This window comes from Paenibacillus brasilensis (genome assembly GCF_009363115.1).
GTDB lineage: Bacteria > Bacillota > Bacilli > Paenibacillales > Paenibacillaceae > Paenibacillus > Paenibacillus brasilensis.
In genome coordinates, this window is the sequence record NZ_CP045298.1 from 2,946,053 (window position 1) to 2,968,266 (window position 22,214).

Genomic DNA, 22,214 nt, shown 5'->3' on the forward strand with positions numbered 1-22,214 from the left:
CGCCTCTTCATGATGCAGTGTGACCCTTACTCAGTTGCTTTGAATCCATGGTAAAAAGTATTTACAACCAGTGCTGCGGCAGAGTTTTTTGCGATATTACCGTTCTTTACTTGCTGCCATGTTAGAAATAGCAGCGAGTAGAGGACATCCATGATCCATTCTTTATCAATATGTGGCTGAAAATAACCTTTCTGTTGCAATATTTGTATCACATGCAATATGGGTTCTCTCAGCTTCTGATCCGCTCCTTCAATCTCCTTGTTATAGTTGACGGATGCATCATGAGCAAGAAAATAAATTTTGTCTCCTAACGGAATAAGTGCTTCAATCAACTCTGGAATGTAGTTTTCATAGTTGTCCTCATCCAAAGAGATTCCTTTTATGGTTTCACTTACGACTTCGATGGCTCGAAATCCCAGATGAATCATCAATTGCTCCCTGCTTTCAACATAGCGATGCAAGGTGGCAGTGCCAATTCCTGCATAATCGGCAATCTCGTTCATAGAGGCGGTTGGCTTTTCGATAAGTAGCATAGTGGCTACGTCCAACAGGCTATTAAGCCTTATTTGCTTGATCGTTGTCATGTCCTTCTTCATTAGAAAATCCTTCTCTTATTAATAATTTTTTTTATAATTAATTGATAGTTTTTTATATCATTTAATTGGATTTTAAATCAATAATCTAAATAGTCAAATCCAAGCATCCACATTTCAGAAATCAACATCATAACTCGATTTTTTTGTTTCTTACCTTAATCCCTTGAATTCGAATAGGGAAGTCCCTCGACATGTACAACTCTAGCTATATTGTGATTGAAGTCACATATAACATAACCCACGACATTAGAATAGAAGCATAGACAATATTTAGTAGGATCGTAGGAGTAGTCGTCGGTAGGAATGTCGTCGAATGAATGGAGGAACCGGTATATGATAAACAGTAAACAAAAGCTTGTGGTTATAGGTAACGGGATGGCTGGTATCAATACGGTCGAACAAATTCTTAAGTTAACGGATAAATATGAAATTACAGTCCTTGGAAATGAGCCGCATCCGAACTATAACAGGATCATGCTCTCTTATGTTTTGGAGGGTAGTAAAACCATCGAGGACATTATACTGAATGATCTGCAATGGTACGAGGATCAAGGTATTACTTTATATACTGGGAAAACGGTGCGCAGCATCGACGGGGAACGAAAGAGGATTCACACTGAGGACGGACTTGAAATTGATTACGATGTAGCTTTGGTGGCTACTGGCTCCCAGTCGTTTATTTTGCCTATTCCGGGTAAAGAATTACCGGGCGTCATCGGTTTTCGGGATATTGCCGATTGTTCGGCAATGCTTGAGGCAGCCAAAACCTATAAAAAGGCAGCGGTCATTGGTGGAGGGTTGTTGGGACTGGAAGCGGCTAAAGGCCTGGTTAATCTCGGCATGGACGTAACGGTTGTTCATTTGATGGAGGATTTGATGGAGCGTCAGCTCGATCGGGAAGCCTCTGCGATGCTGAAAGCAGAACTAGAACGCCAGGGAATCAAGTTTGCCATGCAAATGCAAACTGCTGAGGTATATGGTCAGGATCGGGTGCAGGGACTTCGGTTCTCGGATGGAAGCGAACTGGAGGCAGATTTGGTTGTAATGGCTGTCGGGATAAAGCCTAACATTCAGGTGGCTGTGCAAAGTGGTATAGAAACAAAACGTGGAATTGTGGTCGATGATTTGATGAGGACCTCCATGCCGGATGTATATGCTGTAGGGGAGTGTGCTGAACACCGCGGGATCTGTTACGGTCTGGTTGCTCCGTTGTTTGAACAGGGAAGTGTCATTGCCAAGCATTTTGCAGGTGCGGATACCGAAGGCTATCAGGGATCAGTGGTTTCCACCAAGCTCAAAATTTCAGGTGTGGATGTTTTCTCGGCTGGCGAATTCATAACTGCTCCTGAACATACAGTGATTGTGGCAAAGGATGAGTGGAAGCGCACCTACAAAAAAGTGCTGCTTCGTGAAAACAAAATTGTCGGAGCGGTGTTGTTCGGAGATGTGAGCGAATCCGCCAGCCTTCAAAAATATGTACGGCAGCAAACGCTGATGACTGATGAAATATATGGACAGCTCATGGGTACCGGATGTTGTCAAGATGGGGCTAAAACCTTATCCGCTGAAACGATGGCCGATGATGAAATTGTCTGCGGCTGCAACGGTGTAACTAAAAAGGCGATTGTTGATGCAATTCATGAAAATGGGTTGACTACAGTCGATGAAATTAAAGCCTGTACCGGGGCAACGCGGTCCTGTGGAGGGTGTAAGCCAGTCGTTGAACAAATTCTCCAGTATGTTCTTGGAGACAGCTTCCAAACGACAGCCAAGCAGGGAATATGCGGCTGCACCACATTGAGCCGGGATGAGATTGTTGAAGCTATCAGAACCAAGGGCCTTACAACGACACGTGAAGTTATGAATGTGCTTGGTTGGCATAATGATGAAGGGTGCTCCAAGTGTCGCCCGGCGCTGAATTATTATTTGGGAATGATTAACCCGGATACCTATGAAAATGAAGAAGATTCCCGATTTGTGAATGAGCGACTGCACGCCAACATTCAAAAGGATGGAACATTTACAGTTGTGCCAAGAATGTACGGCGGTGTTACGACTCCGGAGGATTTGAAGAAAATAGCTGATGTTTCACTTAAATACAACGTTAAAGTGGTTAAAGTAACAGGGGGGCAGCGGCTAGATCTGATTGGTGTCCGTAAAGAGGATTTGCCTAAGGTATGGGAAGAACTCGACATGCCGTCAGGATATGCCTACGCGAAATCGCTCCGTACAGTTAAAACCTGCGTTGGATCACAATTTTGCCGGTTTGGCACACAGGATTCCATGGGAATGGGAGAGGTGCTGGAACGGAAATTTGAAAGATTGGATTTTCCGGCAAAATTTAAATTAGCGGTCAACGGGTGTCCGCGCAACTGTGCCGAATCATGTACGAAGGATATCGGAATTGTGGGTAATGATGGAGGCTGGGAGATTTTTATCGGTGGAAATGGCGGTATTAAAGCGCGGTTGGCTGATTCGCTCTGTAAGGTGAAGACGGATGCTGAATTGATTGATATTGTGGCAGGCGTGATGCAGTTCTACCGTGAAACAGGCCAATATCTGGAACGTACTTCGGAATGGGTGGAACGGACCGGTCTTGAAGAGATTCGGAAGGCTGTCGTCCATGATATAGAAAATCGCAAAGCTTTAATAGAACGTATTGAATTTGCACTGCAACAGGTTGAAGACCCATGGAAAAAGATTATCCATGATGCGGATTCGCGTAAGAACCTATTTGAGGTCGTTACACCATCTATTGTATGAATTATTTAGATCATGCCTGGAGAAGGGAGCAATCAAGCGAATGATCAAACATGCAGAATGGCTTATCGTCGGTAACAGTAAGGATTTTCCAACTAGAATTGGGCGGACGATCCGGTTGGATGACAACGAAATTGCAGTATTCCGCACTTCTGAGAACAAGCTTTATGCTATTGAAAATTCCAGCCCGCATCCTAAAGGGGGGCCGCTTGCTGAAGCGATGGTATCCGGTCATTACATTTATGATCCACTATGTGACTGGAAGATTGATTTGGAGACAGGTATTGTTCAAGAGCCTGATACCGGACAAGTCAAAACATTCGACATTCGGGAAGACGGAGAAGAAGTGAAAATATCGCTTTAATACAAATAACAAGAGCCCCACAGGACCAATCCTGCGGGGCTTTTGCCATTCTGGATCAGGTAATGGTAATACCTGCACTTGCATAACCTACGACAGTGTTTACAAGTGAAAGTCCCGTAGCTGTTGCGGAGAAGACCAGAAGCAAACGGGTTCCCGCTGTTATCGGTATAGCCAATCCGGTAGTGATACCACTGGATATTGTCCCTAAAGCGATAATACCAGTCAATGGTGGAGTTAATGTAACTGTAGCTCCGGGGACTGCTGTGAAGGTGTTATTAGGTGTTGGAGAACTAAACAGCTCGGCAGTAATACTTACGCTTGACCCTATGAGGGTCAGTGCAGCAGTTGTACTGAGATATCCAGCGATGGATGTAATTATGCCATCCCGTGGGACGGAAAAAGCAAAGTTAATCAATGGTCCTGCGAGTGTACCTGTCAGGTCAATGGCCCCGCCTACAAGGCTAATACCTGTTGCTGAGCTTCCAAAGCCGATCAAGCTTGTGGTTCCTACCAACCCGCCAGCAATGGTGGTCAAAATCGCTGGTCCACCCGAAGCGAACGGAATGATTGCACCCGCACCCGTCGCACCCGTGGCGCCCGTAGCGCCTGTCACACCCGTAGCCCCTGTGGCGCCTGTGGCACCCGTAGGTCCGGCAGGCCCTACAGCGCCGGGCAATCCGTCCGCACCTGTAGCCCCTGTGGCTCCGACAGGCCCTTCAGGTCCAGCAGCCCCGATAGGCCCAGCGGCTCCAACCGACCCCACAGGTCCAGCAGGCCCGGCCGGTCCAGGAGGGCCAATAGGTCCGGCCGCTCCGATAGGACCAGCTTCGCCGACCGGCCCGGCAGGACCCTGTGGTCCGGGGATGCCTTGAGGCCCCCCTGGACCAGGAGGCCCTGGAGGTCCGGTAGGCCCTTGCGGGCCAGGATCCCCTGAATAGTACGTTTCGTATGTTTTACCTAATGTGTTGCTAACAGTTGTTCCTGCCGTTCTGATCGCACCAATCAGGCTGTCTTTAAAGACAGGATCGAGGGATTCCTGTAGAACGATAGACAATAGGGCATCCAGCAGTTGTTGCAGTGTAGTTCCTACACTGATCGGTGAGAAAGGTGCGGCTTCCAGCGCCACGATAGCCAGCTCCAACGCTGCCAACAAGTCCGCCTTCCCCCCGTTTCTAAGTCTCAAACTTTTCGCCAGAATTAATAATCGTTTTAAAATTTGCTGCAATGAAGAAACATTAACTGCTAAGGGATTTTCAAATACGAGTGGGATGATCGCGGTCAATTCATGAATAAGCTTGAGAAGAGCCCCAATACCCCGATTAACTTTTGTTGGTTTACAGTCTTCGTCTTTTTTTGAAGCGCCACCGAACCTGAACGGCCTTTTATGTTTCATGCTCTTAATATCTCCTCCTCACCATTCTTCCTACTATAGAGGTGACAAGTGGTTAATCGCCCCGCTTCACAGGTATTATTAATATATTTACTGAAGCAAAAAGGGTGAATAAACAAGCAAAAGTGAATGTTGGAGGCTTGTACATGAACATAATGCCTTTATACACTACTCACTAAAAAAGCGCGGTCCCCGAAAACCTTGGGACCGCGCTGTATTTATTTGTACCCCATTTAATTTAAGGGTCCTTAACGTCTTATTTGAAAATACGTATCAGCATTTCAGCCAGCTCACCTCTGCTGATGGCTGCCTTTGGTCTGAGCGTCCCATCAGGATAACCGTTAATCCAGCCGGAGGCAACAGCATTTTTGAATGCAGTGGAAGCCAGGAAGCAGTTTGCTGATCATCCTTATCGGACTGCGGTGCAGCCTTGCTTGAAGCAGATATTTTATCGGCTAATGCATGTGACAGGATTACCATCGCCTGTTCTCGGGTAAGACTCTCATCAGGGCCGAATGTCTGAACGGTTAGCCCTTGAATCCACCCCTGACGATGAGCGGCATCCACCGCTGCTACAGCCCAGTGTCCTTCCATATCTGTAAAGTTGGCAGATGTACCCTCGTCTTTAGTAGTCCCCAAAGCTCTGGTCAGTATGGACACAAATTCTGCACGGCTTACCGCGCGCTCAGGGCGCATGTTGCCGTCTTTATATCCTTGTATCCAGCCTTTGGCTGCAGGAGATTGCAGGGACTTCGCTGCCCAATGGCCTTGTACATCCGGCCATACCTGAGCGGTCTCTTGCGAATCCGACGGATTTATGGGAGTATTTTGCACATTTGTATGATCCGGTTCGGGCTTTGCGTCGGTAGAGACAGCAATGGCAAAGGTATTTAACCGAGTTGTATTCACACTTACGCCTGACAAAATTCCCTTTGAATCCATCACAGCAGTGCCTTTTAGAATCTCACGCTCGCCATTTTCATAAATAGCAAGAATGGAGAATTGGGGTTCCGCATTCTGCAATTTACTTAAAGATTCGTTATCCAGGGGTAGAACGATGGACGAGGTTCCTGTCACGTTGGCCTTAATGTCTACAATCGGACCTATTAGCTTCAGGTTGGATTGTTGCTCGGCCCAATCGCGTATCTGCTGTGCACGTTCTGTATCCGTATGCTGGAAGGAGAAAGTAGCGTCCTGCTGGCCTGGGGCATGCGGGTTAAGGCATCGCTGGATATCATCAGTGTTCCATAGCGGGATATTACGGCAACTCCAACCTGATCCCATTTATTCAGCAAAGCTTGAGAAAGGATAACACGACTAGTTTGCTTTTCCTGCTCCAAACGAATGTCTGCGTATGCCTTGCCTTCCCGCAGTGCTTGTTGTATCTGTTCATCGAGATATGCCGCTGTTGGAACAAAGAGGGAGACCGCTTTCCCTTGCTCGGAGGTTCCTGTCTGTTGAACCTGATCTTCTTCTTTATCTTTGTTAGACTTGCCTGTGTCCACACTAATCTTGGCAGGGACGATAACTTCTATGGCTTGTGTCAAAGCATGAGAGCCATCACTTACCTTTTGTTGATATGCTTGCTGGGTTTAAATGTTTTTGAATTGAATAATTTGCGTCCCGTCTTGTCGGAGGGTGTGATGCCAGTGTTTAAAGCCCTGAAAACTACAACGCTTACCTTTACGGGAGCTGAGTGTATGCTTATCATTCTTTGTCGAATGGAAAAACCTAAGAAAGCAACCAGGGTGATCGGTCTGGCCATTGGAATAGCGGCTTTTTTTTATATAGCCGCGGTGGTTCTGTGCATTGGGGCTTTTTCGGTGGAAGGGGTTATGACCAGAACCTGGCCTTTTTTGGATTTAGCCCGCAGCTTTGAAGTGGAGTATCTGGTATTTGAACGGTTCGAATCCCTATTGCTGTCAATCTGGATCATGCAGATTTTTGCCACTTTCAGTATCGCTTTTTATTGCGCTTCGCTCGGAGTTTCTCAAATTTTGAATAGATCCTATTCGGCAATCCTGTTTATTCTGCTCCCGGCCATTTACATCCTATCTCAAATTCCCAAAAACCTGAATGAGTTATTTTCATTCGGGGCGGTCATGAAAAGAGTGCGGTTAGGATTACTCGGAATATCGGCTCTCCTGATATGCAGTACACTTTCAGGTTGCTGGAGCAGCTCTCCGGTGGAGGATTTAAATCTGGAGACAGGCATTGCTATGGATGTAGCACAAAAATCCTCGCAAGAAGAGCAACTCAATCAGAAAGGAGGATACTATCCGAAGAAAGAGTTAATTAAAGGAACCTTTCAATTTATAGTGCCAGAGGAGAACAAAAGTTCCGGAAGCTCTCCTTCGCAAACTAAAAAATTTTATAACATTACAGAAACCGGTGATTCCGTCTTTGAGATGTTGAGGGAAATTTCATTACGGACCAATCGTCCTCCTATCGGATTTCATTTGAAGACGGTCATTATCAGCTCCAGTCTGCTTCGTAAGGTTCCGTTGTATGAGCTGCTGGACTTTTTTTTGAGGGATAATGACATCCGACCCAGCGTTCAATTGCTGATCAGTACAGACGAGGCAGGTGATGCACTTCAGGAGAAAATACCCGGTCAGACCCCGGCCTTTATATTAAAGGATATTTTCGTAAACCGTAAACGGAATTCACGGATGCTGAGGCCTGTGTCACTGGCTAAAGTGATTGGACCCATGAAGGCGAATAGAAGCTTTTTATTGCCTAATGTCATTACGACGGAGAGTGAAGTCAAGATCGCGGGTGCAGGAATCATCAAGGGAAAGGCGCAAACATACGGTGGTTTTCTGAATGAGTCTGAGGTGGAAGGACTCATGTGGATCAAAGGTGAACTGAAAGGAGGTCTTTTGAAAGATATCGATCACAAAACTGGTAAAAATATGGCATATGAGATCAAATCAACAAAAAGCAGGATTAAGGCCATCGTTCAGGGGGATGACATATCTTTCCGCGTAAGAATGACTTCAGAGGGACGCATTTCGGAAAATTTTAATCCGAATGAAGCTTTGGGCAATAATCGACTGCTTGGCCGATTAGAGAGTATTTTTCAGGGGAAGGCCAACTCATTAGCAGAACAAACTGTAGCCAAAATGCATAAGCTACGGGTGGATGTTGGAGGCTTCGGAGAAGCCCTGCGGATTCAGCATCCTAAAGTATGGCGCAAGGTCAAAAAGGATTGGGATACGACTTTTAGCACGATTCCGGTACAATTCAGTACGGATATTCACATTGAGGATTACGGAGCTTCCAATACGACGGCAGATTGGCATACAACGAAAGCAGCCAGCTCAGGCGGATAGGGTGCAATCCTGTTTGCTGAGCTGGATTTTTTTGTATTGAAAGCTATTCAAACAAGGACAGCGTTTCTTCCAGCCACGTAATATAGCTTTCTTCCCGATTGATAGCACGACTCAGCACCAGATAATGTCCGAATTGATGAGAGCCGGGAACTTGGAGGTTCTTATCCAGCAGTTGGAGGGATTTTTTGCTTTCGTACAAATACTCCAGCTTCTCTTTACGTTTGGCGATCTGATCCTCGAACAGCCGTTTGTTTTCTTCCTTGGGGATGGCGGCTGAAAAATACAGCATGAGCATAAACTCATCCTTTTCCGTTTCCGGCAGCTCTTTGGGACTCAACAGCCATTCGGTCAGCTCTTGAGTTCCTTTGGGTGTGATGCAGTACAGCTTCTTTTCCAGCTTGGCTCCTGTAATGGAAGTACGATATTCAATTAACTTTTCTTCGGTTAGCCTTTTGAGCTCAGGATAAATCTGACTGTGCTTGGCACTCCAAAATTGTCCGATTTCCTGCTTGAATTGGCTCGTAATATCGTAGCCGCTCATTTCCTGTTTGTGGACCAGGCCCAAAATGGCATATTTTAATGTACGTTTCAACGTAGCTCTCCTTACAATGGGGTATTTGACACTAGTATATCACAGTGTTACAATTTAAATGTAATATAAAACATGTTTATATTTACATGTATAAAATTGATACTATTGTCGATGCCCTCTTTAACTCATGAAAACTAATAATAAAAGAAAGAAAGAAGGATGTATGATGGACAAGTTTATCGGTAGTCACATGATCTACACCTATGAGAACGGTTGGGAATACGAAATATACATTAAAAATGAAGATACGATTGATTACCGCATTCATAGTGGTATGGTAGGCGGGCGCTGGGTACGTGATCAGAAGGTGAATTTGGTGAAATTAGTGGAGAATGTGTACAAAGTGTCTTGGACTGAGCCGACAGGCACTGACGTTTCTCTAAACTTTATGCCTGAGGAGAAACGCATGCACGGTATTATTTTCTTCCCCAAATGGGTGCATGAGCATCCGGAGATCACGGTACGCTATCAAAACGATTTTATTCCGTTGATGGAAGAATCGCGTGAAAAGTACGAAACCTATCCGAAGTATGTAGTCCCTGAATTTGCAGACATTACATTCATTGAAAATGCGGGTGTGAACAACGAGAAATTGATTTCCCAAGCACCTTATGCGGGTATGACGGATGATATTCGTGCGGGTAAGCTGCAAGCCTAATCAAGCTATGAAGTGATCGAAGCGTAAAGCCTGAGCCTGTGTGATGTACAGTCTCAGGCTTTTTACGTTAACTGGAGAGAGAAAAGGAGCCGATAAAAAAGACAACCCCGGGTATTCCCAGAGTCGCCTCCACTGGCTAAAAATATATTTCAAGCGTGATGCATCATGCTATTGGCTGATTACACGGGTGTAACGTCCTGAATAGCCCCTTCTTCTTTCCAAATCACGTTCTCGCGATAGTTTGATCCCCAATCGTACATGGCTTTCAGTACCGGAATCAGGCTCTCGCCATGCTCGGTCAGTGAGTATTCCACATGCGGAGGGACAACAGGGTAAACTTTACGAAGGATAAGCTTGTCTTCCTCCAGCTCGCGCAGCTGATTGGTCAACATTTTTTGCGTAATATGAGGGATCAGCTTCTTCAATTCACCGAACCGCTTGGTGCCTTCCATACCGAGATGCCACAAAATAATCAGCTTCCATTTTCCGCCGATGACCGCGAGGGTCAACTCCTTATCACAATTAATCAGCTTCAAATCAATTCTGTCTTTTACAGTAGTGATGTTCATCGCCCTCCCATCCGTAGTGACTCCAAGTATACTATTTATAACTACTCTACGCAAAAGGAGATACATCCATTTTGGAAACTAAGCATACGTTCAGAGACGGGTCAATCGGACCGTGACGCGTGATGATGTGTGCAAGACTGTAAAAATCCAGAATCAGCGACTGCTAAGAAGGAATGACGATCGTGTTAAATGACTCCGGCTCCAGCTCCAAGCGGTGCGTCTTTTGTCCCACGGACAGATTTAGTGCGCGGGGTTCGTGGAACGGATTGGCGATGACCAGTACCCTTTGTCCGTCCACATTTTTGAAGGCAACGGCATTTCCGGTCCATGATCCGCGAAGTCCAATGCGTCTGGCCCCCGGCAAAACAAAATGAGAAAAGTGCTTCATGACGTAATATTCCGGGTTAAGGACAGGCTTTCGATCCGCTGGATCAACGGTGATCATCGAATTTTGCTCCCATCCCCATGTGCTCTTGCCTTTCGGCTCCAAAACCATATTCCAGTAAATATAAGCATTCACACCATTAGTAAAATAATGCTGGTACAAGTTGTACACATATTTAGCGTAGTCCCATGAGTTTTCCCCGTTTCCGCATTCATTTTCGGTCTGCATGTAACGAAGCTCGGGATAGCTGGCAACGGTGCGTTGGATGGCATTTTTGCCTGCCCATTGATAGCCTACGCCTTTAATATATTTGTAGGCTTCCGGGTCACTTAGCACGGTATGGGCATACTCATCGAATCCGGTGGAAACCTTCTTCATTAATTCCTCCCACGGATCAGGAGCATTAATGGTACCAAGCCAAATTTCCGTATCCAGTCCGTGTTCCTCAAAAGCAGGGCCCAAATAGTCGCGAATAAATTCACGCAGCTGTTCTCCCGTCCACACACAGGAGGGGAACTTTTGATCGGCAATGACTTCATTTTGAACATGAATCTGATGGATTGTAATTCCTTCTTCACAATATGCCTGAACAAATTTGACAAAATATAATGCATACGCTTTCAAAATATCTTTTTCCCAGCGCAGAGTTCCGTAATTGTAGGCCTTGGGTGATTTCATCCATGTCGGCGGGCTCCAGGGTGAAGCGAACAGCTTCAAGTCCGGGTTGAGCTTCAGCGCTTCCCGAATGAAAGGAATAAGATATTGCTGATCACGTTCAATGGAAAAATGCTTCATTTCCACGTCGCCGTCCGTTTCATTGTGGCTGTACCACTCCAGCGCGTAGTCACTGGCCCCGATGGGCAGCCTGCAAATCGTGAATTTGTGCTCGCCCTCCGGGTGGAAGAGGGAATGCAGTACCTGCTCTCGTTCGGTGCTTTCCAAGTGGTTCAGAGCCACATACCCAAGTTCATTAAAACAGCCGCCAAAGCCTTCGACAAGCTGATGGACTTCTTCCGTCATGGTCAGGTTTGCCTGCTCTTGCGTTTCGATAAGGCTATGAGCTTGGGATTGCCAAGCTTGGGCCTTGGAAGTGGAGAACCACTGAATGGTTTGATTGCTCATGTATTACCCTCCTGTTCAAGCTTTTTGTATCTCTTTTTATTATAGGATAGGATCAAAGGAGAAGAGATGGTCTGAGCCAAGACAAATTTGCCCTAATCCAAGGTGGAATTTGCTGAGAAAATTTCTACTGATAAGAACACATAAAGAACACAAGTCTTTGGTATGCTGTTGTAATAGAATGGCCGAAAGAGGGAAGTCGATTGAATAAAAGAGTTCTTCTCGTAGAGGATGAAATACGTATTCGTGAAGTGATTGCGGATTATTTTAAACAGAATAAATGGGAAGTCTATGAAGCAGGCAATGGAAAGGATGCGCTTATCTGGTTTGATTCGGTGCAGCCGGACCTGCTTGTACTCGATATTATGATGCCCGAAATGGATGGTTGGGAGGTGTGCCGCCAGGTACGCAGCCGTTCAGGAGTGCCGATTATTTTGCTGACAGCCAAATCCGGTGATGATGATAAAATATTGGGCTTTGATCTGGGGGCGGATGACTATGTTACCAAGCCTTTCAGCCCCAAGGTCCTGATCGCCCGCGCGAACGCATTGATGAAGCGGGTGGATGGACATGTGCAGCCGGAGTCGCACATATTGCGATTCGGCAGTGCTATTTTCAACACGATGGCTCATCGGCTTGAGGTGGATCAGGCAGAAGTCGAGCTGACACCCAAGGAGTATGAGCTGCTGCGGCTGCTTATACATAATAAGGGCATGGTTATTTCACGGGATGCGATACTGAACCAGGTGTGGGGGATTGACTATGAAGGAGACGTACGGGTCGTCGATACGCATATCAAAAAGCTGAGAAGCAAGCTGGGCCGTGAATCAGGCCATATCCGCACGATTTTTGGCACAGGCTACAGGTTTGAGGAGGAAGAATGAACAAGCGGGGAGTAACCTTTAAGTTGTTCATTATGACTGTTGCATTTTTCCTGTGCTTTTACGGGATGGTGATCTTGTGCCAATTGCTGTTCTTTGAAAATTTTTATCAGCAGCAGAAGATTGGTCGGGTGGAAAGCCGTTTACAAAGCTTCGGTCAGAGCTATGTCAAGGAGGCGTGGGGATCTGGCAGAGTTTCGCGCGAGGCGGCTCGCTTTATGCATCAAAACAAGAACCAGCTGGCGATTGTAACGCTCGACGGCAAAGTCAAGCTGGATGATCCGTTTCATATCAATCTTAGAAAAGCAGATGGTAAGATCGTTAAGATATCGCTGTCTCTGTTTATAAGCCAGTTCGGAGATGAGTTGAGAGCTTCCCGGATTCAGCCAGGTGACACGATAACCGTTGAAGGCGAAATTCCTGAAAGTAATGGAATATCTACTGGCAATGTGGTCTATCCTGTGGTCATCCAGAAGCCTGGCTTCGGAAATATCGGAGCTGCCTCGGACGAGACAAGCACAGAAAGCAGCGTCAAGTGGACCGGCACAGTGACGGAAATTGTAATGCCAGATTTGAAAACATTAAGCGGTCGACAAGGTTTACTGTTAAGTGCGTTGGAGGAATGGTTTCCTTTATCGCAGACGCATCTGGAGAAGCTCAAGAATTTCGAAGTGCTGGAGGAAGAATGGACAGAGCCTTGGACGGGCGTACGTAATGCGGTCATCGTCTACCCTGTGCGTCAGAGTACGGGAGAAATCGACCTGCTGTTCACAGTGACATCGTTACAGGAAATCAGTGAGACAAATGAAGCCCTGCGTTGGTTTTATTTATATTTGGGGATCGGGGGATTTGCGCTGATTTTGATTTTGTCCCTGTTCTATTCCCGGATGGTGACCCGTCCGCTTATTGCCTTGAACAATACCGCCAAGCGGATGGCTAAACTCGATTTTACAGCTCATATACCGATCCGGCAAAATGATGAGCTGGGCAGTCTTTCCTATAGCATGTATACCCTGTCCCAGAATCTGGATTTCGCTTTGCGCGAGCTGCAGGAGGCCAATCAGCAATTGGTGGAGGACATGGAGCAGAAGCAGAGGATGGAGGCCGTGCAGCAGGACTTTTTTGCCAACGCTTCTCATGAGCTGAAGACCCCGCTGAGTATTATTAAAGGCTTTGCCGAGGGACTACAGGATGGGGTTAGCGCTGGTAAGCAGGATCATTACATAAAGGTTATTGTAGAGGAAGCGGACAAAATGGAGAGGCTGGTCAAGGATATGCTGGACCTCGCCAAATTGGAATCCGGCACCCTCAAGCTTCGCAAGACGACCTTTATATTAAGTGAGCTGGTGGAGGAAGTCGTGGACAAGCTGTTCCATCTGCTGAAGGAAAAAAGACTGGAAGCGGTCATTATCCCTGCCAATGAGCTGCCGATTCATGCTGATGCGGGCTGGCTGGAGATGGTGATGATCAATTTCGTCATCAATGCCATCCGGCATGCTGAGGAAGGAAGCTCGATCACGATCCGTATCGAAGGCTCTGGAGAAATCAGTACCTTTTCCATTGAAAATAAAGGGGAGACGATTCCTGAAGATCAACTGGATCAGATATGGGAGCGGTTTTACCGGGCCGAGCTGTCGCGCAGCCGCCAAACGGGTGGGACGGGACTCGGTTTGTCCATTGTCAAACGAATTCTCGATTTACACGAATTCCGCTATAAGGCGGAGAATACCCAAAATGGCGTCCGTTTTATCGTCATATTCGGAGGCTAAGCTATAGCAGAGGAGTTACGTAATATGAAATGGAATTGGTTGCCCTCACTTTGCACGCTTGCAAACCTGGGGGCAGGGGTCCTATCCCTGTACTTCACGATTCACGGGCAATATATGACTGCCTTCACCCTGGTGGTGGTGGCTGCCTTATGGGATGTACTAGACGGTTTGCTGGCAAGGCTACTGCATTGCTCCAGTGATTTTGGCAAGCAGCTCGACTCGCTGGCGGATGTTGTCTCCTTTGGTGTTGCACCTGCCTTCCTGATCCTGCTGTACAAGCTGGGAGATACCCATTGGATGGGCATGGTGGCTGCTGTTTTGTTTGTGATCTGTGGTGCGGTAAGATTGGCAAGATTCAACCTGATGGCTTATAGCAAAGGCTTTGTAGGCATGCCGATTACGGCTGCGGGTGTGATTATGTCCTTTTTGTTTTTATGGAGTGAGCATTTGAAGCCGGGGTTGCTGATTACGGTAATGATAGTGCTATCGTTCCTCATGGTCAGCCGTATTCCGTTCCCATCCTTCAAAAAATAACCGGTCAGGAGGTGGCGTCTTTATGGAATGGGCCATCAGCATGATTACACAATACGGATATATCGCTATTTTTGCGCTGCTTGCTCTTGGGATTATCGGCCTGCCGGTTCCGGATGAAATTATTATGGTATTTGTCGGCTATTTATCCTCTATCATGGTACTGAATTATTCGATGTCTGTACTTGTTAGCTTTATCGGTGCCATGACAGGGATGATGTTCAGCTACACGCTTGGCAAAAAGCTGGGACAGCCGTTGGTCGATAAGCATGGCAAGTGGGTCGGGCTGACACCGAAGCGGTTCGCCAAGGTGAAGGGTTGGTTTGCACGCTTCGGGCTATGGACCATCCTGTTCGGTTATTTTATTCCGGGAGTCAGGCATGCGACAAGCTACTTGTCAGGGATTAGTGCAATGCCTGTTCGAAAATATATGCTGGTGGCAAGCGCAGGTTCTCTGGTATGGACGCTTATCTTTATCTCGATTGGTTATATAGCCGGGGCGAATATAGACTTTCATTAAGGTTAACCAAAAGTAGTGTAGCATTTTTCATGTATTCCATCGATAATATAAATAAAGAACCTGTACATCCAGCGAGGGGATCTATATTGAATGTTGTAATGAAGTATATAAGGAAGTTACCTGGTTTTCTGCAAATGGTCTTGAATGTCTCGTTGTTTCTGGTCGGTCTGATTTTAAGCTTCTTGCTCCTGAAAGAAACTTGGTCCATTTTCTCGTATGTTTTCTTGTACACAGAGGCGGACAAAAATTACTATGAATTCACAGAAGAATTGCTTGTGTTTTTCTTGTATTTTGAGTTCATAGCATTAATAGTTAAGTATTTTAAAACCAACTTTCATTTTCCCCTACGGTATTTTATCTATATTGGGATCACGGCTGTTATCAGGCTCATTATAGTAGATCATGATGATGCTAAAAATACATTTTGGTGGTCTATTGCGATTCTGGCCATGGTAGGTTCTCTATTGATCGCTAACAGTAAATTGTTAAAAAGGGAAAGCTGATACTGGAGCAAATAACAAGGTTGACAGTCAAGCAGGAGAGAGGGAATAAAGACGAATGGTAAGAAACTGGATGAATCATGCGGGCGTCAGGCGGATAGCCGTCCTTGCAATAATTATTTTGCTATTGTTTATGTTGAGAAGCATGATGAATATTATTTTGTTATCGCTGCTGCTTACGATCCTGATTGGCAGCATATATAACGGAGTGAACAAGCTGATCAAGCGGTTTGCCAATGTGCCGCCTACGATTGTGTTATTGCTGGTATACGCCTTGCTGATTCTGATCATCGTGTGGGGAGTCTACCGCATGGTACCGCTGATTAGCATGCAGGTCAAGCAGGTATATCTCATGATTCAGGAAGCGTATTCGCATCCTAATCGCAATCAGTGGAATGAAACGATCATTGAATTTATGGATACCTTGAATGTTCAACGGTTATTTGAGCCTGGCTTGAATGCAGTCATGAAGGTAAGCCAATTGGGCACACAACTGCTGGTGTCGATTATTCTGAGTTTATTTTTCCTGATGGAAAAATCCTATATTACACGCTTTACAGCTACTTTTAAGCATAGCAAGCTGGGATGGTTCTTCGAGGAAGTGGGTCATTTTGGCCGGATGTTCCTGGATACCTTCGGAAAGGTATTGGAAGCCCAACTGCTGATTTCACTCATCAACTGTATCTTAACGACGACTGCACTCTGGATTATGGGTTTCCCTAATTTGCTCGGTCTTGCACTCATCATCTTCGTATTGGGACTGGTACCGGTAGCGGGTGTGTTCATCTCGCTGATACCGCTCGGTCTGATCGCCTTTAGCGTCGGGGGAATCAAATATGTGATTTATCTGGTTGTTCTGATCGTGGTTATCCATGCGATTGAAGCCTATTTCCTGAATCCGAAGCTGATGTCATCCAAAACCAATTTGCCGATCTTTTTTACCTTTGTCGTATTGATTTTCGCTGAACATTTGATCGGGATTTGGGGCCTGATTGTAGGGATTCCACTGTTTGTTTTCTTCCTCGATCTGATTGGCGTACAGCGCAAACAAGAGAAGGATACCTGATTCAGCTGCACCTATTCATTACGAATGCCTGCGAAGCCGCAGGCATTTTTGTGTATGGTTAACCTTCTTTTGGGTAGAACATGCAGTATACAGGCATATTGTCCATTTGTGCTTCTTGGCTTAACGTAAATCCAAATCTTCGGTATAAATCCACATTCTCTTTATTTTCGGTATCGAGCGCGATTCCTTGCGATTTTTTATCCGCTTTGACCGTATTGATCAAGTGTTGCAAAAGGGATTTGCCGATCCCCTTTCCTTGTTCTTCCGGACTTACCCCAATCATAATGAGATAGTGATGCGTAAATGAAGGAGCAGAGGATCTTGTGACTCGCATATAGGAGTTAAGCAGGCTTAATGTTTTTCCAGACAATTGAAACAACAAAGGAATCAACCTCGCGTTTAGCAATATCCCTTTCAAATTCTGAAGCATGCTTGCATGTGGCTTCTCCACAATGTAAGTACCGATCAAGCTTTCATTTTCGAAATATCCCCACACCTCTTCGTGAAGCAAAAAGCTTTTATCAAACATAAAGGAAACAAAGGCTTTTACTCGATGTTTTGCTTTTCTGTCAAACTTGGAGTCGCCAAATAAATGCAGGAAAAAGGGGTCTTGGGCAAAAGCCCTGCTCATTAGTGATACGAATAAGGGTTTGTCTGCTTTGGTTAGTTTGGATAGGTTGCGTGAATTACTCATGCTTCCTCACCGATGCTATTCGCGGCTCTGCCATAATGATCTACGGCGAAGCTAAATAACACTTTAAGCATAAATAATAAGCAGGTGGTCAGCATATAAGGCTGTAACCCGGGCAATAATGGCATAGCACCGAGACCAACAGATAGGAGCAAGCCTGCAACAAATCGTTGTGAATGTCTTCCGATAAGAGCATTCACGATGAATGCTCCTGCAATTGTATATGCCCATACTCCTATGGAGTACCCAATATTTGTATTGATTAAAAGCGCAACAAGCACGATATGAAAGTGTATCGCAATGAATACGATACGGTTCATTTTACGTGAAGCATAAAAGTTACTGGTGGAAGCCGTAAAATTGGCAATACAACCGGAGAATATATCGAAAATCAATAATAACGCCAGAGCGATGCGCCATATCGGTAAGTTGTCCGTAAGCTGAGGGAATACCAAATATAGCGCAGTAGTCAGCAGTCCACCAAAAAGCAGTATGCATACAATCGAGCCAATACTTTGCTTTTCACCAAATACATCATGTAAAAACGAAGGAATCCGAATTTGTTTCATTTCATTTTGCCTCCTCGGTCAAGTAGATGTCACAAGTATCATTCATTTTATAGTTTTGTACTGAGATAGTACATTTACTATAAAATTATTATAACTTTTAAAATGCATTATTACAACAGATTTGTAGTTCGATTGTTGATGTACTCTAAAGTCTAAGCTACACTATGATGTGAGGTGAAGAGGATGAACGGTTTTGAACGACGGAAAGAGAAAAAAATAGAGCAGATATACAGTGCTTCATTTCAACTATTTCCTAAATACGGATTTCAGAAGGTTACTGTGAATGAGATCGCTCAGCAGGCAAGGGTTTCCCCGGCGACCATCTATAATTACTTTGGAACGAAAGAACAGCTTTATGCTGACATGCTTATGAATTGGATGGACAAGCAGCTGGAGCAGTATGAGGAAATACTTGATTCGAGCCTTTCCTTTCCTGAGAAAAGTAAGGAAATTATGATGCTGGAGGCCCAAAATTTAAAAATCCTATCGGATGAATTTCTAAAATTCCCGTCCTCTGAGTTTAGCGGACTGGCTCAAGCACTGGAAAGCTACAGCGAGCAGAAGGTAACAAGCTTTTTTATGAAGTTTGTTGCGCTCGGGAAGCATGAGGGATATATCCATAGAGATCAAACCGAAGAGACAGCGATGATGTATTTTACGATGTTTAAAAATGAGCTGAGTCGGCATTGGGAGGCGTCGAATCAAGAACGGTTAACCTGTAATGTCGATCAATTCATGGAATTGTTCTTCTTTGGATTGGCCGGACAGGCGCAGAAATAGGAGATTCGGATTTGGGGTTTAATAAGCATCATAGGTAATGGCTAAAGTAGAGGAGAGAAGGCAGATGTATGAGGAGATTGTGGCGTATGGCCTAAGTAAAAAGGAGGCTATAAAGGTTACCCTTGTAGTTTATGCAACTGATTTCTGCGAAAAAGCCTTTGGAACCCAAATACTGAAAATTAGAGAATGAAGACTGTGACAAATTGCCCTGACAAAACACACGGATTTTGAAATAGTGTAGATACACGAAAAGATGGAAGGAAAGAAGGCTTTATGACTGCGTCAAGGAAGGACAAAAAATTATCGCGGAAGGGCTCGCCCTCGGTCTGCACATGCATTAATCTGCGCCGTTCCTCGATGGCTGTAACAGGGCTGTATGACCGGTATCTGGCTCCGAGTGGACTCAATATCAGCCAGTTCTCGCTGCTCAAGCACTTAACGGTGCTGGGACCGGTATGTGTAAGCGAATTAGCGTTGGAGATGCGGCTCGACCGGACCACGCTTGTGCGCAATTTGAAGGCACTGGAGCAAAGCGGGTATGTGAAGGATACATCCGCTGAGGGAAGTCGGAACCGCTGCCTTACTCTGACGGGGAGTGGAAAAGAGGTATATAACGATGCAGCAGAGCTATGGGAGGAGGCGCAGCTTTTTTTGCAGGAGTCACTGGGAAGCGATGATTTGCAGATATTGACCGCATTGTTATCCAAAATTGAAAAATTGAGCCTGTGATTAGCCGCCGCCTTATAAGGGAGGTATACCAACCCATTCGTGTATATACACGAAAAATGGCTGAGATGTGTATCTCAGCCATTAACCTGTCTGTCACCGGTTATCCGCAAGGAAGCCGAGAGATATATAATAACAAAGAAGAGGGATGTGGATTGGATGGGAGTGCCCGTACCAGACATGAGAGAACTCATCGCAGCCGAGATGAAAACCTATGTGAGCGAAGACAAGGGCAATTTCTGTGAAGAATTGCAGAGCCCTTACTACGAGGAGCCGATTATTCAATTTGCTGCGGCCAATGATCCTTTGTTTGAGGAGTATAAAAGAGTGGTCGGCCCTGACCATGCTACGCCGCAGGAAGCCTTCGAACGGACCCTCGGCGCAGGAAGTTTTGATGGAGGCACTGTTATCAGTGTTGTGCTGCCGATCAGCGAGCCAATCCGCAAGGCCAATCGTGCCCAAAAGGCAAGAGCCTCCAGAGAGTGGGCGCTGCTGCGGACCTTTGGCGATGAATATTTTGTACGTTCGGCAAGGCAGCATTTGGCGGGATATCTGATCGGCCTTGGTTACCGGGCGGTGGCGCCGCTGGATACGAATTGGTACAGCATCCAAGGTGCCGCAGGTGGTCCAGTCTCCAACTGGTCGGAACGGCATATCGCGTATGCAGCCGGCCTCGGCACCTTCAGTATCAACGATGGCTTCATCACCGAGAAAGGAATTGCCATCCGCCTGCTGTCTGTAGTAACTGACCTGCAGGTGGCCCCTGATGTCAGAGCATCCTCGAATTCGAGCCATACTGGGAATTGCCTGCTGTGCAGCAAAGGCATTTGCGGTGTGTGCATTACCCGTTGCCCTGTGCAGGCCATCAGCAAGGAGGGCGGCCATGACAAAATCGCCTGCATGAAATTTGTGTACGGTGAGGAATCGCAAAAATGGGCAGTGTTAAACGGCGGTGAGGCTAAATCGGGTGCCGGTTGCGGACTTTGCCAGACCAAGGTGCCCTGTGAAAGCCGGAATCCGATGCGGACCGCTCGCTAGTGTTATTTTCTAGCAGACTGAAAAATACAAGACCATATGAATTGGAAAAGAAACGAGATGATATTGATGAAGAAAACTAAAGTATTGGCTATATCGGGGAGCCTCCGTCAAAAGTCCTCCAATACAGCTCTTATGAAGGCTACGATTGGGCTGGCGTCTGAACAGATGATATTCACCGTCTATGACGGGTTGGGGGATCTACCCCATTTTAATCCTGACTTGGATATAGATGAGGGGCCAGCCTCTGTAAGAGAACTGCGGGAACAATTAAAACAAGCCGATGGAGTGCTGATCTGTACGCCGGAATATGGGAATGGCGTGCCAGGTACTTTGAAAAATGCATTGGATTGGCTCGTATCGTCGGGCGAGTTTGTCAATAAACCTACAGCAGTTATTAGTGCATCACCGTCTCCTATGGGCGGGAATCTGGCTCATGCCTCGCTGCTGCTGACACTACAAATGATCAATGCCGAGATTGTGGAAAATGGAAAGGTCATTATTCCCCATATTACATTGAAACTGGATCGGGAAGGCGTAATCACAAACGCTGAGACTAGACAGGAGCTGCAAGCATTGCTTCAAGGGCTTGAGCAGGCATGTCGAGATAACTGATCACTGGAGCTTAGCCTTTAGCTACAGGTATAGGGTAAAACAAAAGAGATCCTTCATGATTACATCATGGAGGATCTTGCTTTTTAGAGTGTACACCTACGTATGCGAAAAATCTCATGTAGTAGCTTTTCATATATTGTACGCGACTCTGGCGTAGTGAGTATAGCCCTGACGGAGGCTCCCATCAGAGTTGTGATTCCGCTCATGCTGGCAACAAATATATACTTCTGCCAAATTTCACGCTGAATATCATGACTTTGTGTAACTGTGAAGCCTGCATGATCAAGCTGACTGCGCGCATGAAGGTGATATAATAGGGCAGAAATAGGTTCATAGATCGATAACTGGAGCAGAGGAGAGAAGGCTGATGTATGAGGAAATTGTGGCGTACGGCCTGAGTAAAAAAGAGGCTATCAAGGATTACCCTTTTGGTCCCGAGACGCTGGTGCTGAAGATAGGGGGCAAGATGTTTGCTCTCCTGACTGAAAAGGATGGCATTAGCCATGTATCCCTAAAATGTGACCCGGTCATTGCAGAAAACCTGCGTGAGCAAAACAAAGCGATTAAACCAGGATATCATTTGAATAAAAAGCATTGGAACACGATAACAGTCGATCCTACTTTCCCATTAGAGGATCTGTATAGCATGATTGATCATTCGTATGAGCTGGTTTTCAAGAGCTTGACCAAAGCGCAGCGTGAAGCCATTACGATAAGAATACGGGCAACCGAACTGTAAAAGGTGTGTTTGGCGATTTTTTTT

The 22,214-nt window shown here is 45.8% G+C and carries 26 protein-coding genes and 2 pseudogenes; 17 read left to right on the top strand and 11 right to left on the bottom strand.

From position 1 onward, the window contains the following. Positions 1-26: 26 nt before the first annotated feature. Positions 27-596, bottom strand: coding sequence for a TetR/AcrR family transcriptional regulator (locus tag GCU48_RS13830; RefSeq protein ID WP_152380386.1), 570 nt, complete (start codon positions 594-596; stop codon positions 27-29). A 333-nt stretch (positions 597-929) separates the two neighbouring features. Between GCU48_RS13830 and nirB the strand changes: the two genes are divergently transcribed. Next, positions 930-3,359, top strand: a complete 2,430-nt coding sequence (gene nirB, locus GCU48_RS13835; protein ID WP_152380387.1) for a nitrite reductase large subunit NirB — start codon at positions 930-932, stop codon at positions 3,357-3,359. A gap of 40 nt (positions 3,360-3,399) precedes the next feature. Then, positions 3,400-3,720: a nitrite reductase small subunit NirD gene (nirD, locus tag GCU48_RS13840; RefSeq protein ID WP_152380388.1), complete on the top strand. Its 321-nt coding sequence runs from the start codon at positions 3,400-3,402 to the stop codon at positions 3,718-3,720. 55 nt (positions 3,721-3,775) lie between these two features. Here nirD and GCU48_RS13845 read toward each other — a convergent pair whose 3' ends face one another. The 4 genes and pseudogenes from GCU48_RS13845 to GCU48_RS27965 form a co-directional block, all read right to left on the bottom strand. After that, positions 3,776-5,113, bottom strand: a complete 1,338-nt coding sequence (locus GCU48_RS13845; protein ID WP_152380389.1) for an exosporium glycoprotein BclB-related protein — start codon at positions 5,111-5,113, stop codon at positions 3,776-3,778. A 253-nt stretch (positions 5,114-5,366) separates the two neighbouring features. Then, positions 5,367-5,498, bottom strand: a complete 132-nt coding sequence (locus tag GCU48_RS29180; protein ID WP_370881041.1) for an S-layer homology domain-containing protein — start codon at positions 5,496-5,498, stop codon at positions 5,367-5,369. A gap of 152 nt (positions 5,499-5,650) precedes the next feature. Then, positions 5,651-6,052, bottom strand: a pseudogene (locus GCU48_RS29185) (S-layer homology domain-containing protein); the annotation flags it as partial. Positions 6,053-6,222: 170 nt separating this feature from the next. Further along, entirely contained in the window at positions 6,223-6,657 is a 435-nt protein-coding gene (locus GCU48_RS27965; protein WP_244315640.1) for a hypothetical protein, read from the bottom strand. A gap of 21 nt (positions 6,658-6,678) precedes the next feature. On the opposite strand from GCU48_RS27965, the pseudogene GCU48_RS28875 reads away from it, so the two are divergent. Together GCU48_RS28875 and GCU48_RS13855 are read left to right on the top strand one after the other, a co-directional pair. Beyond that, positions 6,679-7,254 (top strand): annotated as a pseudogene (locus GCU48_RS28875) (GerAB/ArcD/ProY family transporter); the annotation flags it as partial. Positions 7,255-7,257: 3 nt separating this feature from the next. After that, positions 7,258-8,445, top strand: coding sequence for a Ger(x)C family spore germination protein (locus GCU48_RS13855; RefSeq protein ID WP_425280868.1), 1,188 nt, complete (start codon positions 7,258-7,260; stop codon positions 8,443-8,445). 43 nt (positions 8,446-8,488) lie between these two features. On the opposite strand, the gene GCU48_RS13860 is transcribed toward GCU48_RS13855, so the two are convergent. Then, positions 8,489-9,037: a PadR family transcriptional regulator gene (locus tag GCU48_RS13860; protein ID WP_025716380.1), complete on the bottom strand. Its 549-nt coding sequence runs from the start codon at positions 9,035-9,037 to the stop codon at positions 8,489-8,491. A gap of 166 nt (positions 9,038-9,203) precedes the next feature. On the opposite strand from GCU48_RS13860, the gene GCU48_RS13865 reads away from it, so the two are divergent. Continuing rightward, entirely contained in the window at positions 9,204-9,695 is a 492-nt protein-coding gene (locus GCU48_RS13865; protein WP_014279672.1) for a phenolic acid decarboxylase, read from the top strand. A 179-nt stretch (positions 9,696-9,874) separates the two neighbouring features. Here the strand turns inward: GCU48_RS13865 and GCU48_RS13870 are convergent, their stop codons facing one another. After that, positions 9,875-10,264: a winged helix-turn-helix transcriptional regulator gene (locus tag GCU48_RS13870; protein WP_025716379.1), complete on the bottom strand. Its 390-nt coding sequence runs from the start codon at positions 10,262-10,264 to the stop codon at positions 9,875-9,877. Between the two features lie 163 nt (positions 10,265-10,427). Further along, on the bottom strand, positions 10,428-11,771 hold the full coding sequence (locus tag GCU48_RS13875) for a glycoside hydrolase family 30 protein (RefSeq protein ID WP_152380390.1): 1,344 nt from the start codon (positions 11,769-11,771) through the stop codon (positions 10,428-10,430). Positions 11,772-11,971: 200 nt separating this feature from the next. On the opposite strand from GCU48_RS13875, the gene GCU48_RS13880 reads away from it, so the two are divergent. The 6 genes from GCU48_RS13880 to GCU48_RS13905 all read left to right on the top strand — a co-directional run bounded on the left by GCU48_RS13880 (position 11,972) and on the right by GCU48_RS13905 (position 17,035). Next, a complete protein-coding gene (locus tag GCU48_RS13880; protein WP_152380391.1) occupies positions 11,972-12,652 on the top strand; it encodes a response regulator transcription factor in 681 nt (226 codons plus the stop codon). Next, positions 12,649-14,418 carry a sensor histidine kinase gene (locus tag GCU48_RS13885; RefSeq protein WP_152380392.1) on the top strand — a complete coding sequence of 590 codons (1,770 nt, stop codon included), beginning with the start codon at positions 12,649-12,651 and terminating at the stop codon, positions 14,416-14,418. Before GCU48_RS13880 ends, GCU48_RS13885 begins: the two co-directional genes overlap by 4 nt. A gap of 24 nt (positions 14,419-14,442) precedes the next feature. Further along, a complete protein-coding gene (pssA, locus tag GCU48_RS13890) occupies positions 14,443-14,952 on the top strand; it encodes a CDP-diacylglycerol--serine O-phosphatidyltransferase (RefSeq protein WP_025716375.1) in 510 nt (169 codons plus the stop codon). 22 nt (positions 14,953-14,974) lie between these two features. Next, entirely contained in the window at positions 14,975-15,469 is a 495-nt protein-coding gene (locus tag GCU48_RS13895; protein WP_025716374.1) for a DedA family protein, read from the top strand. A gap of 98 nt (positions 15,470-15,567) precedes the next feature. Continuing rightward, positions 15,568-15,972 (top strand): phosphate-starvation-inducible protein PsiE, encoded by a 405-nt coding sequence (gene psiE, locus GCU48_RS13900; protein WP_025716373.1) that lies wholly within the window; start codon positions 15,568-15,570, stop codon positions 15,970-15,972. Positions 15,973-16,027: 55 nt separating this feature from the next. Then, the gene (locus tag GCU48_RS13905) at positions 16,028-17,035 is read left to right on the top strand and encodes an AI-2E family transporter (RefSeq protein WP_152380393.1); all 1,008 of its coding nucleotides are present in this window, start codon (positions 16,028-16,030) and stop codon (positions 17,033-17,035) included. A 58-nt stretch (positions 17,036-17,093) separates the two neighbouring features. Here the strand turns inward: GCU48_RS13905 and GCU48_RS13910 are convergent, their stop codons facing one another. Continuing rightward, positions 17,094-17,729: a GNAT family N-acetyltransferase gene (locus tag GCU48_RS13910; protein ID WP_152380394.1), complete on the bottom strand. Its 636-nt coding sequence runs from the start codon at positions 17,727-17,729 to the stop codon at positions 17,094-17,096. Then, positions 17,726-18,295: a hypothetical protein gene (locus GCU48_RS13915; RefSeq protein WP_152380395.1), complete on the bottom strand. Its 570-nt coding sequence runs from the start codon at positions 18,293-18,295 to the stop codon at positions 17,726-17,728. The genes GCU48_RS13910 and GCU48_RS13915 overlap by 4 nt, the downstream gene beginning before the upstream one ends. Positions 18,296-18,478: 183 nt before the next feature. Here GCU48_RS13915 and GCU48_RS13920 point away from each other — a divergent pair, with 183 nt between their 5' ends. The 5 genes from GCU48_RS13920 (at position 18,479) to GCU48_RS13935 (ending at position 21,451) form a co-directional block, all read left to right on the top strand. Next, positions 18,479-19,075 (top strand): TetR/AcrR family transcriptional regulator, encoded by a 597-nt coding sequence (locus GCU48_RS13920; protein WP_152380396.1) that lies wholly within the window; start codon positions 18,479-18,481, stop codon positions 19,073-19,075. A gap of 37 nt (positions 19,076-19,112) precedes the next feature. Beyond that, entirely contained in the window at positions 19,113-19,265 is a 153-nt protein-coding gene (locus GCU48_RS26935) for a hypothetical protein (protein WP_167518695.1), read from the top strand. Between the two features lie 83 nt (positions 19,266-19,348). Then, positions 19,349-19,804 carry a MarR family winged helix-turn-helix transcriptional regulator gene (locus GCU48_RS13925; protein ID WP_152380397.1) on the top strand — a complete coding sequence of 152 codons (456 nt, stop codon included), beginning with the start codon at positions 19,349-19,351 and terminating at the stop codon, positions 19,802-19,804. A gap of 156 nt (positions 19,805-19,960) precedes the next feature. Next, on the top strand, positions 19,961-20,839 hold the full coding sequence (locus tag GCU48_RS13930) for a (Fe-S)-binding protein (protein WP_152380398.1): 879 nt from the start codon (positions 19,961-19,963) through the stop codon (positions 20,837-20,839). Positions 20,840-20,896: 57 nt separating this feature from the next. After that, entirely contained in the window at positions 20,897-21,451 is a 555-nt protein-coding gene (locus tag GCU48_RS13935) for an NADPH-dependent FMN reductase (RefSeq protein ID WP_025716366.1), read from the top strand. An 83-nt stretch (positions 21,452-21,534) separates the two neighbouring features. Here GCU48_RS13935 and GCU48_RS27970 read toward each other — a convergent pair whose 3' ends face one another. Further along, positions 21,535-21,657, bottom strand: coding sequence for a hypothetical protein (locus GCU48_RS27970; RefSeq protein WP_231503532.1), 123 nt, complete (start codon positions 21,655-21,657; stop codon positions 21,535-21,537). A gap of 161 nt (positions 21,658-21,818) precedes the next feature. Between GCU48_RS27970 and GCU48_RS13945 the strand changes: the two genes are divergently transcribed. Then, positions 21,819-22,190 carry an MmcQ/YjbR family DNA-binding protein gene (locus GCU48_RS13945; RefSeq protein WP_152380399.1) on the top strand — a complete coding sequence of 124 codons (372 nt, stop codon included), beginning with the start codon at positions 21,819-21,821 and terminating at the stop codon, positions 22,188-22,190. Positions 22,191-22,214: the final 24 nt, after the last annotated feature.

Bases quoted from the DNA above. Each gene is read 5' to 3' on its own strand.
- GCU48_RS13875 (WP_152380390.1), bottom strand. From the start codon at position 11,771: ATGAGCAATCAAACCATTCAGTGGTTCTCCACTTCCAAGGCCCAAGCT.
- GCU48_RS13845 (WP_152380389.1), bottom strand. From the start codon at position 5,113: ATGAAACATAAAAGGCCGTTCAGGTTCGGTGGCGCTTCAAAAAAAGAC.
- pssA (WP_025716375.1), top strand. From the start codon at position 14,443: ATGAAATGGAATTGGTTGCCCTCACTTTGCACGCTTGCAAACCTGGGG.
- psiE (WP_025716373.1), top strand. From the start codon at position 15,568: ATGAAGTATATAAGGAAGTTACCTGGTTTTCTGCAAATGGTCTTGAAT.
- GCU48_RS27970 (WP_231503532.1), bottom strand. From the start codon at position 21,657: ATGAGCGGAATCACAACTCTGATGGGAGCCTCCGTCAGGGCTATACTC.
- GCU48_RS13830 (WP_152380386.1), bottom strand. From the start codon at position 596: ATGAAGAAGGACATGACAACGATCAAGCAAATAAGGCTTAATAGCCTG.
- GCU48_RS13925 (WP_152380397.1), top strand. From the start codon at position 19,349: ATGACTGCGTCAAGGAAGGACAAAAAATTATCGCGGAAGGGCTCGCCC.
- GCU48_RS13910 (WP_152380394.1), bottom strand. From the start codon at position 17,729: ATGAGTAATTCACGCAACCTATCCAAACTAACCAAAGCAGACAAACCC.
- GCU48_RS13945 (WP_152380399.1), top strand. From the start codon at position 21,819: ATGTATGAGGAAATTGTGGCGTACGGCCTGAGTAAAAAAGAGGCTATC.
- GCU48_RS13865 (WP_014279672.1), top strand. From the start codon at position 9,204: ATGGACAAGTTTATCGGTAGTCACATGATCTACACCTATGAGAACGGT.
- GCU48_RS13930 (WP_152380398.1), top strand. From the start codon at position 19,961: ATGGGAGTGCCCGTACCAGACATGAGAGAACTCATCGCAGCCGAGATG.
- nirD (WP_152380388.1), top strand. From the start codon at position 3,400: ATGATCAAACATGCAGAATGGCTTATCGTCGGTAACAGTAAGGATTTT.
- GCU48_RS13895 (WP_025716374.1), top strand. From the start codon at position 14,975: ATGGAATGGGCCATCAGCATGATTACACAATACGGATATATCGCTATT.
- GCU48_RS26935 (WP_167518695.1), top strand. From the start codon at position 19,113: ATGGCTAAAGTAGAGGAGAGAAGGCAGATGTATGAGGAGATTGTGGCG.
- GCU48_RS13870 (WP_025716379.1), bottom strand. From the start codon at position 10,264: ATGAACATCACTACTGTAAAAGACAGAATTGATTTGAAGCTGATTAAT.
- GCU48_RS13905 (WP_152380393.1), top strand. From the start codon at position 16,028: ATGGTAAGAAACTGGATGAATCATGCGGGCGTCAGGCGGATAGCCGTC.
- GCU48_RS13920 (WP_152380396.1), top strand. From the start codon at position 18,479: ATGAACGGTTTTGAACGACGGAAAGAGAAAAAAATAGAGCAGATATAC.
- GCU48_RS13885 (WP_152380392.1), top strand. From the start codon at position 12,649: ATGAACAAGCGGGGAGTAACCTTTAAGTTGTTCATTATGACTGTTGCA.
- nirB (WP_152380387.1), top strand. From the start codon at position 930: ATGATAAACAGTAAACAAAAGCTTGTGGTTATAGGTAACGGGATGGCT.
- GCU48_RS13915 (WP_152380395.1), bottom strand. From the start codon at position 18,295: ATGAAACAAATTCGGATTCCTTCGTTTTTACATGATGTATTTGGTGAA.
- GCU48_RS13935 (WP_025716366.1), top strand. From the start codon at position 20,897: ATGATATTGATGAAGAAAACTAAAGTATTGGCTATATCGGGGAGCCTC.